The organism is Peribacillus sp. P4_C12 (genome assembly GCF_056402095.1).
Genome location: NZ_JBFUIB010000111.1, coordinates 1 through 9,832, shown reverse-complemented (window position 1 = coordinate 9,832; position 9,832 = coordinate 1). Strand labels below are relative to the sequence as shown.

At 35.5% G+C, this 9,832-nt stretch carries 7 protein-coding genes; 2 read left to right on the top strand and 5 right to left on the bottom strand.

Features of this window, described 5'->3' with window-relative positions:
* A partial coding sequence (locus AC1DUW_RS14810) for an integrase core domain-containing protein (RefSeq protein ID WP_477642843.1) occupies positions 1 to 197 on the top strand: 197 nt, incomplete at its 5' end.
* A gap of 173 nt (positions 198 to 370) precedes the next feature.
* Here AC1DUW_RS14810 and AC1DUW_RS14805 read toward each other — a convergent pair.
* The 3 genes from AC1DUW_RS14805 to AC1DUW_RS14795 form a co-directional block, all read right to left on the bottom strand.
* Complete coding sequence (locus AC1DUW_RS14805; RefSeq protein ID WP_477642842.1) at positions 371 to 790, bottom strand: hypothetical protein; 420 nt, start codon at positions 788 to 790, stop codon at positions 371 to 373.
* 216 nt (positions 791 to 1,006) lie between these two features.
* Positions 1,007 to 2,485 carry a UDP-N-acetylmuramoyl-L-alanyl-D-glutamate--2,6-diaminopimelate ligase gene (locus AC1DUW_RS14800; protein WP_477642841.1) on the bottom strand — a complete coding sequence of 493 codons (1,479 nt, stop codon included), beginning with the start codon at positions 2,483 to 2,485 and terminating at the stop codon, positions 1,007 to 1,009.
* 169 nt (positions 2,486 to 2,654) lie between these two features.
* Entirely contained in the window at positions 2,655 to 3,926 is a 1,272-nt protein-coding gene (locus tag AC1DUW_RS14795) for a hypothetical protein (protein ID WP_477642840.1), read from the bottom strand.
* A 285-nt stretch (positions 3,927 to 4,211) separates the two neighbouring features.
* Here AC1DUW_RS14795 and AC1DUW_RS14790 point away from each other — a divergent pair, with 285 nt between their 5' ends.
* Positions 4,212 to 4,670 carry a hypothetical protein gene (locus tag AC1DUW_RS14790; RefSeq protein WP_377430942.1) on the top strand — a complete coding sequence of 153 codons (459 nt, stop codon included), beginning with the start codon at positions 4,212 to 4,214 and terminating at the stop codon, positions 4,668 to 4,670.
* Positions 4,671 to 5,400: 730 nt separating this feature from the next.
* On the opposite strand, the gene map is transcribed toward AC1DUW_RS14790, so the two are convergent.
* Positions 5,401 to 6,141: a type I methionyl aminopeptidase gene (map, locus tag AC1DUW_RS14785; RefSeq protein WP_477642839.1), complete on the bottom strand. Its 741-nt coding sequence runs from the start codon at positions 6,139 to 6,141 to the stop codon at positions 5,401 to 5,403.
* Positions 6,142 to 6,735: 594 nt separating this feature from the next.
* Positions 6,736 to 9,051 carry a xanthine dehydrogenase family protein molybdopterin-binding subunit gene (locus tag AC1DUW_RS14780; protein WP_477642838.1) on the bottom strand — a complete coding sequence of 772 codons (2,316 nt, stop codon included), beginning with the start codon at positions 9,049 to 9,051 and terminating at the stop codon, positions 6,736 to 6,738.
* Positions 9,052 to 9,832: the final 781 nt, after the last annotated feature.

The following is a 9,832-nucleotide window of genomic DNA, read 5'->3' as shown; positions in this document are numbered from 1 at the left end:
ATAATGCCTGTATTGAATCCTTTCATGCCCTATTAAAAAAGGAAGAAGTCCACCATGTACAATATCTAGACTAYCAAACAGCTAAATTAGCGATGTTCCAATTTATTGAAGGTTGGTATAACCGAAAAAGAATTCACAGCAGCTTGGGCTATCAAACCCCACAAGCCATTGAAGATCGAATTAGGAATACAGCTTAAGATTTAACTTTTTAGTGTCCAAAATATTGACTCAAATCCAAACGCACATTTTAGACATATCTAATATGTGCGTTCTTTAATTAACTTGTTATTTAACTAACGCACCCGTTAGTTGATTAAGGATTTTTGTCTTTATGCAATGGGCTTCTCATTTGAGGGGTTAGTATAGACCTTTAATGATAGTGCCATCTTTCCCCGTTTCCTTCTGCTATAGGCTCTTGTGTCTCAGCATCAATTATTAGAAACTTATGTTTCATTTTTTCTTTTGTATCTTTAATTGAACAAAAAAGATATATTTGGCGTTTGGGATCTATATTGGAGTGTTTGTTATTATAAATATTAACTAGTTGATATTTTTCTGCATGTTTATCTACTATGAATTTTAAGTCTTTATAAAGAATTTTTTCTCTAATATTTAGGGTCGCTGCATTGTATTCGCTATAATCCCCTGTTTTTTTATTATTATAAAATTCATTTGCATTAACCAGATGTTTCTTACTATTGTCGGTATACCTTTCAGAAGTTTGTGCATTAACATTAACATTTACTAGCATTAGCATAGCTAAGAATAAAAAAGGCAATTTATTTTTCATTGGGCATCTCCTTTTTCTTTAACAATATTAAAGGTATTATCCCCAATTTTTGATTTTCTTATTGAACTAAACTGCCCCGATAGTTCCATAAGGAAAAGAGCTGCCGAAGCAACCTTCCTTATTGAAGTAAAGCACCCGTTAGTTTAAGTATAATACTTCACAAACAAAAAGAAGATGCCTGGTTAAAGCATCGTTAAGACCTAAAAGTACTTAATACTACTTCTCAGATATTGCCTTTCTCGCTATTTCTTTATCATCAAAATGAATTGTTTTATCTTTAAATCTTTGATTGGTCTCATGACCTTTTCCAGCTATTATAACAACATCATTTGAAGTAGCCTCTTTGATAGCTTTATATATAGCTTCTTCTCGATCAGCGAGTAATTCATATTGTAATGAATTAGACTTTTTCATTCCTTTTTCTATGTCATTCATAATTTTAATAGGGTCTTCTGAACGTGGATTATCAGAAGTAACAAAAACAATGTTACTGTATCTGCTGGCGACTTCTCCCATAATTGGTCGTTTTACCTTATCTCTATCCCCACCACAACCAAAAACAGTAATTACTTTTCCTTTTGTGAACTCTTTAATTGATTTTAATACGTTTTCTAAAGCATCTGGTGTATGAGCGTAGTCAACTAAAACAAGATAATCTTGTCCTTCATCCACTATTTCCATCCTGCCACTTATACTTGTTAACAAGGAAAGACTACTTCTAATATTCTCAAGGGGTATTCCTTCAATTAACGCTGCTGTTGTACCAGCTAATGCATTATAAACATTAAACCCCCCTACTAATTGTAGGTGTATTTCAATTTCTCCTTTAAAAGTAATAAGTAAAAACCGAATTCCTTGCGATGTCATGGTGATATTTTTTGCAGAAACATCAGCTTCATTGTTGATTCCGTAAGTAATAACTTCCACTGATGATAATTTACGAAAATGTTCAAAATTTGGGTCATCTGCATTTAGGACAGCATATTTTTCATCTTTAGATTTAAATGTATTTCCGAGCCTAGAGAATAAAAGGCCTTTTGTATTCCTATATTGTTCCATTGTGCCGTGGTAATCTATGTGATCTTGAGTAAGGTTTGTAAATATAGCTGTTCTAAAGTTACACCCCATTACACGCTTCATGTCTAACCCTTGAGATGTAACTTCCATAACACAATATTCCGTGTTGTATTCCCTCATTTTCCGGAGATTTCTTTGTAAAATTGGGGGTTCCTGTGTATTTATATCTGTGGGATACATGATTCCGTTAATCTGAATGCCGTTATTACCCATCAGACCAGTTTTAAGTCCGTAATCAGTAAAAATTTTTTCAATAATGTAAGAGGTAGTGGTTTTGCCGTTCGTTCCTGTTATTCCAATAAGTTTCATCTCATGTGAGGGATGATTATAAAAATTCGAAGCAATAACTGCCATTGCATGTCTTGCATCTTTAACAAATATCTTTGGTACATCAATATCAACATCACGTTCGACTAAAAGTGCTACTGCACCATTCCTAATGGCATCTTTAGCATAATGGTGTCTATCTTCAAGAAATCCCTTAATGGCTGGTACACAGATAAACAAATTCCCCTTTTCCACTTTCCTTGAATCCATTTGTAATCCTGTAATTTCGACATCCATATTCCCTTCTATTTCTTTGACCATAAAAAGGTCAGCTATCTCTTTTAACTTCAAATTAGAACCCCTCTCAATTAATTATATTTATAAACTTTTATTGGCAATTTATTCTTATATTCTACATTCTTATTCAACAAACCTGCCCCGATAGTTCCATAACAAAAAGAGCTGCCAAAGCAACTCTCTTATTGAAGTAAAGCACCCGTTAGTTCATTAAGACATGGTCCTAATTCACATATAAATGCTGTTTCTCATACCTTCCCTTTATTTCTCCGATACCATCAATTGTAAGCGAATCAACATTTTCAATGGGATTATTTTTTAATATCAGATGTAATTTAATTATATTTTGAAGTCCACCCTTACAATAGGCAATAACAGGTTGTTGTACAAGATAGTCTTCATTGTTAATTCTTACTTTTATAAAGTTCTTATGTAAAAGCCTATTTTCAAATGGGACGATATTCATCGGGTCAAAAGATTTAGCAGTTATTTCACCTTCAATAAATAGATGAATTCCTTTTTGTTGTTCAAAATTTTCAAATGTATTTTTTCTATTTTGTATAGCAAAATTAATTACTTCCTCTGTTTCAGGACTTATTTCTACGTTACTTATTTTTATAAAGTCATCCGAAAGCTGTTTAAATATATCGTATAATGTTTCCTCTTTACCCCAAAAGCTTTCCTTCCAAMCTGGTGAAAACTCATCTAGTAACAAACACATAAACAAACCTGAACTATAACAACTCTTTCGTATATCAGAAGTGGATTCATATTTGTCAATAAGGTGTTGTCCATATTTTTTTAGAACTGATTTGTAAGCTATCGGGGTTTTTTCCGAGTAAGCCTTTAGTTCAACATACAACGCAGGTCCTTCAATTGTTTCAATTAAGTTTTCGTATAATAGATAATTATTAAATTTAGCAGCTCTTTTTTCTCTTAGGGCAATGAAAGTATTAAGATATAGTTTCTTTTTAATAATATTATTTTCTAACACCGCACTAAAAAGGTGGGTTCTTTCCTGATTTCGTAATTCCACATTTTCTTTTGATAACGGATATGTGATTCCCATAATTTCATTCGCAAACCGTGTTTCGCCCTTAACATATTGAAAACCGTGGAATAATTCGTGTACGAGAATAGAATATAAACTTTTATAATCCTCATACAATTCGATATTTACAATTGCTGTTGGATAATCATTATAAAGAATAAGTGTACAACCATTAAATTGTTCATCCCAATTTAAAATTTGATAATTATTTTGTTGATTTTTTTTCATTCTAGGATGGTTGGAAAGATAAACATAACTCTTATCATATAATGCGTAAGCAACCGATTCAAAACCTGACCAATAATTATCCAAATTTGCATTTACTAAGTCTTGGGAAATTCGATTAAGATATTTATTCATCCTTTTCACCTCTATATAAAATCCATTAAATCTAAATTCTCTTAGGGATGAAAAATATCCTTTTTCAAAAGGGAGCTTATTCAACTAAACTGCCCCTATAGTTTAAGTACATTCTTTCACAATCTCTATAATTTTCTTAACATAAATATCCAAAAACCACCTATGAAAAACTAAAGAGGTAATGTGATTTTAATCAAACTTTTTTACAAATTATCAAACTTTATTACAGAGCAACACCAGTGAATCAAAATCTACTGAAAAGTGGGCTTCAGCTAGTAAAATGCCTAGGAATGGAGAGTATGGTAAATAATTTGCATGTTATTATTAATAAGTAAGTAGATAAGAGCAATAGAAAAGGTGGAAATACATATGAAGAAGACAGTATTAGCATTCACAATTGCAGGAACGTTAGTAGGATTAAGTGGGGGATACGCAATCGGTTTTTACAATGCGGACGAAAGGCAAGATGAAAAGCAAAATGAAAAGATTATCGCAGAAATAAACCGTCTCTCAAAAATTAAGGAAATGCCAATAGTACAACTGGACGAGCAAACATCTGATGTATATATGGGTAGAGAAAAGCTGATTGCTAATGAGGGCGAAGATAATATCATTTCCGAGACATTTGAAATCAGTGATATCGACAATGGTAAACTCCTTGGGGAGAATTCGCGAGGCGAGGGCGAAGACATTACTTTTGATAAAAAGGTATTTACTACCAAGGGATTCCATCCAGACTATGGCAGTATATTCCGCGTGGGTTGGGAAGAATCCGATTATAAAAACAAAGAATGGGACAAAGTTGTTGTTCTCGAACAGCTAAAGTGAATACCTAAGATTGGAGAGTATGGTAAATAATTTTTATGACAAAAAGTATCTATTACTCGTATAAATAATACTTATGTAGAGCTTAAATCAACAATTACAAAGAAGTTTAGAAAAGTGAAACAAGAATTTAAAATAAGACGGTCCTTTTAAAAACCGTCTTATTTAGCTTTGAAACAAAATTTGATCAAATTAATACAAGAAACCTTGATAAATGAATAAATAAAAGGGCATGTTTTGAAAAAAAAATTAATCAAAACATGCCCTTGTAATTTTATTTGGATTATTCTTTTATAAAAAAGATTGATCATTTTTGTGTTCCTTAATCAACTAACGCACCCGTTAGTTTAAGTAGAATCCTTCACAATCTTTTCTACCCTTCCCAATCACTTAACGAATATAGAAATCAATAAACTAATTGCAAAGAAGATATATGCTATTTGAATGGTTGTATACATTGTAAATTCAAAGGCTGAAAGTTTCCTTTGTTTTTTGGTTTTTACCAAATGCCGAAGATAGAAAGAAGAACTAATAATAAGTATTACTATGGAAATTGTACGTAAGGAATCTGCATAAATTATCAAGTCTTTTCAACTCCTTTCTCTACACCCCCCTGCACGTAGCAGTAGTTCATTAATTTGATTCACTAACGCACCCGTTAGTTTAAGTACATTTATTCACAATCACAAAGTCTAAATAAGGTCTTATAATTTTAGAAACTTCATTGCTTGAATTAAAGTGTGACAATAATCGGACCATTTTTAGTAAGGATAATCGTATGTTCTAATTGAGCTACATAGCTTTTTTCTGTAGCATAGGTCCAACCGTCTTCTTTTTGGAATACTTCTTCTTCAAAGGTTGAGATAAATGGTTCGAATGCGATAACCATCCCTTCCTTTAATATTTCATTATCCCATGGATCATTATAATTWMAAATATGGTCAGGTGCTTCGTGTATTCTACGTCCRACACCATGTCCTGTAAGGTTTTTGATAACAGTGAATCCATGCTGTCTCGCTGTTTCGAATACTGCTTTTCCGATTCTACTTTTTTTGGAACCGGGTTTTGCTTTCTTWAGACCTGCTTCAAATGCCTTTTTAGCAACGTCGCATATTTTCGTTAATACTTCTTCTCCTTCTCCTACTACAAATGAGATTCCTGTATCTGCGAAATAAMCRTTCTTTGAAGCAGATACATCTATATTTACTAGATCCCCTTCATGAATAACCCGATGMCCCGGAATACCATGTGCCACTTCTTCATTAAGACTAATGCAAGTATAGCCAGGAAAATCATATTCACCTTTTGGAGCTGAAACTGCACCTGCTTTTTTAAAAAGTTCTCCAGCTATATCATCAAGTTCTTTGGTCGTTATGCCAGGAATTGTTCTTTGTACCAATTCATCTCTAATGGAGGCAACAATTTTGCCTATTTCCTTCAAACCATTAAAATCTTCTTCTGTTTTTGCAATCATTTTTTTCCTACCTCATTATCTTTTATTATCAATAAACTATATAAGTATTAATTGTACCTTTACTTTCGAAAAATAAAAGCAATGTAAATTATTTGGTACAATCCCCCTCAGCTGAATTTTTCTTCAATCAAGAAAAAGACCACAAAAAGGATCTGGTACATATGACTATACTATTAACTGGATTTACCTTCCACTTTTCTTATAGAACTAAACTGCCCCTTTAGTTGCATAACAAAAAGGTTGCTTCAGTAACCTCACTTATTGAACTAAAGCACCCTTTACTTTAAGTGTAATTGTTCACAAAAGTTTTCAGCATGGTTGTTCACTCTCTTAAATCGTGATGCGAAAGCCCTTTTCCTTCATACGAATGCACTACGTTTCCAGAGCACCTCCCAAACTATTATGGAAACAAAAAAAGCCGTATGGCTACGGCGTTTCTTGATCATCCCATTATTGTTGTAGCCCCGTTTCTAATCTACTTTACCGAGGTGAAGGATATAATATTTATCGGATTATTTGTCAGCTTAAGAAAAAGGAAGGCCTCATATATGACGACCTTCAAATGGAACTGTACTCCTTCCCATCGGATATACTTTATTGCTTCTCCTTTGCTTTCCAAATCAATTCTGGAATTAAGGGAAGATTATGAAGCGAAACACCAGCTGCTAGGGACAATGCATTCCCGAGTGCCCCAGGCATTCCCATTAAACCTAGTTCTCCTATTCCACGAGCTCCGTATGGTGCATCAATCTGTGGATTTTCAACAAAATCAACCAAGTAATTAGGATTCTCTCCATAGCGAAGTGGACGATACGTCCGAAGCTGCGGATTCAAAACCCTCCCTAAATCATCAAAATAAAATGTTTCTCTCCCAGCGAATGCTAGCCCCATGCTCATTGCCCCCATAATCTGACCTAATGCTGTTTTTTCATTCATCACCCTGCCAGCATCCACCACCGCAGCAGCATTAACCAGTCGATAAGTATAATCTTTACGATCGAATTCTACCTCTACTCCATAAGCCGCAACAGACCACTCCGGACCAGGCTTCCCAGCTCCAGTTTCGGGATCCAAATTCGTTATATGGCGTAAAATATATTTCCCTCTGCCAATGATTTGACCACCAATAGCGTTACCATTTGGATACTTATACCCATAACCAATATCTTCAAAATGGAGACCAATGGATGGATCATCACTCAAAAACACCCGACTATTTGCCACTTCCAAATCTTCTTTCGGTGCCCTTAGCACACATGAGGCCACTTCTTTTAATTGGTTAATCACATCTTCTGCGGCATTTAAGGTGGCCCTACCTGCCATAAATGTTCCCCTGCTGGCAACGGTCTTCCAATGTTCTGGCATGGTCTGGGTATCAACTTCCATTCTGACATGAATTTTATCGACATCCATTTTAAGTCTCTCGGCGAGGATTTGAGCAAGCACAGTCTTTGTTCCAGTTCCAATTTCGATAAGGCCTGACATTAAATTAATACTACCATCTCGATTAAAAGTTAAAGTAACACCGGAGGAAGAGTTGGCATCAATCGTTGACGTTTTCCAACTGCAGCTTACGCCTTTTACTCTAACAAAACGTTCATTTATCTCTTTAATCGGCCCTTCGTCCCATTTAATTAAATGTTTTACTTTCTCAATACATTGTGGTAAATCCCCTAAATTGCTTTTATTTAAAGAAACTCTTGTCGGTGTTGTATTTCCTGGCCTAATGGCATTTATATAACGAAGTTCTAGCGGATCCATCTGCAGTTTTTGTGAGAGTAAGTCCAGTGTTCTTTCAATCACAAAGGAAAGCTCGGCATGAGAAAATCCTCTGTATGGGGAGGCATACGGATGATTGGTATACATACAGTATGAATCACACCATAAATTCTCCACATTGTAGGGTCCTGTGCAATCGACTGCCCCAGATCTCGTTACATCAATTGCTTTATCCGAATAAGCACCCCCATCCCACAAATAAAGGATTTCCATAACTTTAATTTTCCCGTTACGGTCAGCCCCAATTTTAACTGTTGCATCCAAACCAATGTGACATGGAGATGTAATGATATCCTCTTCACGCGTATTAAAAACCTTTACGGGTCGGCCACCAACAGCCTTCGATGCTAAGTACGCAAGTATTTCAAGCTGAACGGGTGCTTTTCCACCGTAGCCTCCTCCAACAAACGGCGTGTGAACAACAATTTTCCCTATATCTTCACCAAAGTATTCAGATATCAGTGTTTTGACCATATAAGGTGCCTGAGATGAGGTCATTATATTGATTGATCCATCTCGTGAAATCTCACAAGTTGAACATCTTGTTTCCATTGCGGCATGATCTGAAGGGGCAAAGGAATAGCTTGCTTCTACTGTTACCTCACTCTCAGACCATCCTTTTTCCATATTGCCCTTGCGAATTTTAGTAAGTGTTGCAATGTTTGTTCCCGGAACCGGGTGTGAATCTTTCTCCTTTTTATATTCGCCTAACCTCTCATGGACGAGGGGAGCATTCTTTTTGAACGCCTGTGTAGGTGAATTTACTACAGGTAATAATTCATAATAGACCTTTACCAAGTTAGCTGCTTTCTTAGCTTGTGAAAGAGTATCAGCAACAACTAATGCAACTGGTTCTCCGTGGTAACGGACCTTATCAACAGCAATTGGCAGGCGGTCGCGAATGGCCTCACCTGTAAGTGGAAAATGTTCTCCTGCGATAATCGCCCTAACTCCTGGTATTTTTAGTGCTTCTGTCGTGTCAATGGCAGTGATCCTAGCGTGTCCATATGGACTGATGACCTTTGTACAAGAAAGCATCCCGACTGATTGGTAATCATCTGTGTATTTCGCGGCTCCTGTCACTTTATCCCAAGCATCTTTACGAATGACGTCTTTTCCAATTACATCCAAGTCAATCCCTCCTAACCGTCGGTTTTCATGAAACCTTTCCCTGTATATTAATATTAGTGTAATTAAAGATAAATACAGCTCCGTAGAAATAAACCATATGATTAATGGCAAGCATGCCGTCTATGTACGGTCAACAAATGATGCCAAGTCGCTCCTAACCCAATTGAAATAGTTTATGACCAGCCCACGGATATGGCGCCTATTGTTAAAAATAGTATGAAAAAAGCCGACCTTTATTGGTCGGATTCTTCAAATTTGATTCCTATTTCTAGGGAATGATAGCTATTTTGAAAACTCTAATTATGGTCCAGACGACAAAACGCGAAAAACTATAATAATACATTTTATGTACAATAAACCTCCGAATTTTCTTCGCTTAGGATTTTCAAGGATTACATATCTTAATGAACTCCATCAGTTTAATAGATAATGCTCACGAATACTCGCTTATTCGCAGGATTTCAAACCACATGGTATAGGTTGCTTTAGAAGAATGAAAGAGATAGGACCGTTTTGATAAGATGAGGGCAGATTGAAATAGGGGATCTATTGAGAATCCCATATTTTTACATATGCTGCACGCATTTTCCACGCTGCCCTTGGAGGCTTTCCCTCCCATGTCTCAACGGGTCATAATCATATGCCCTTTCATTCCTTCGTCATGCCTATCCAAGGGGTGGAGGCTGGTTTTGCTAACGGAACGGGTCATTGCCCTTTTGTTCTATATATCCAGTACTTCGTGCTTTCTTTGAAATCCTACGAATAAGCCAACTTTCGTAAA

Bases quoted from the DNA above. Each gene is read 5' to 3' on its own strand.
- AC1DUW_RS14805 (WP_477642842.1), bottom strand. From the start codon at position 790: ATGAAAAATAAATTGCCTTTTTTATTCTTAGCTATGCTAATGCTAGTA.
- AC1DUW_RS14790 (WP_377430942.1), top strand. From the start codon at position 4,212: ATGAAGAAGACAGTATTAGCATTCACAATTGCAGGAACGTTAGTAGGA.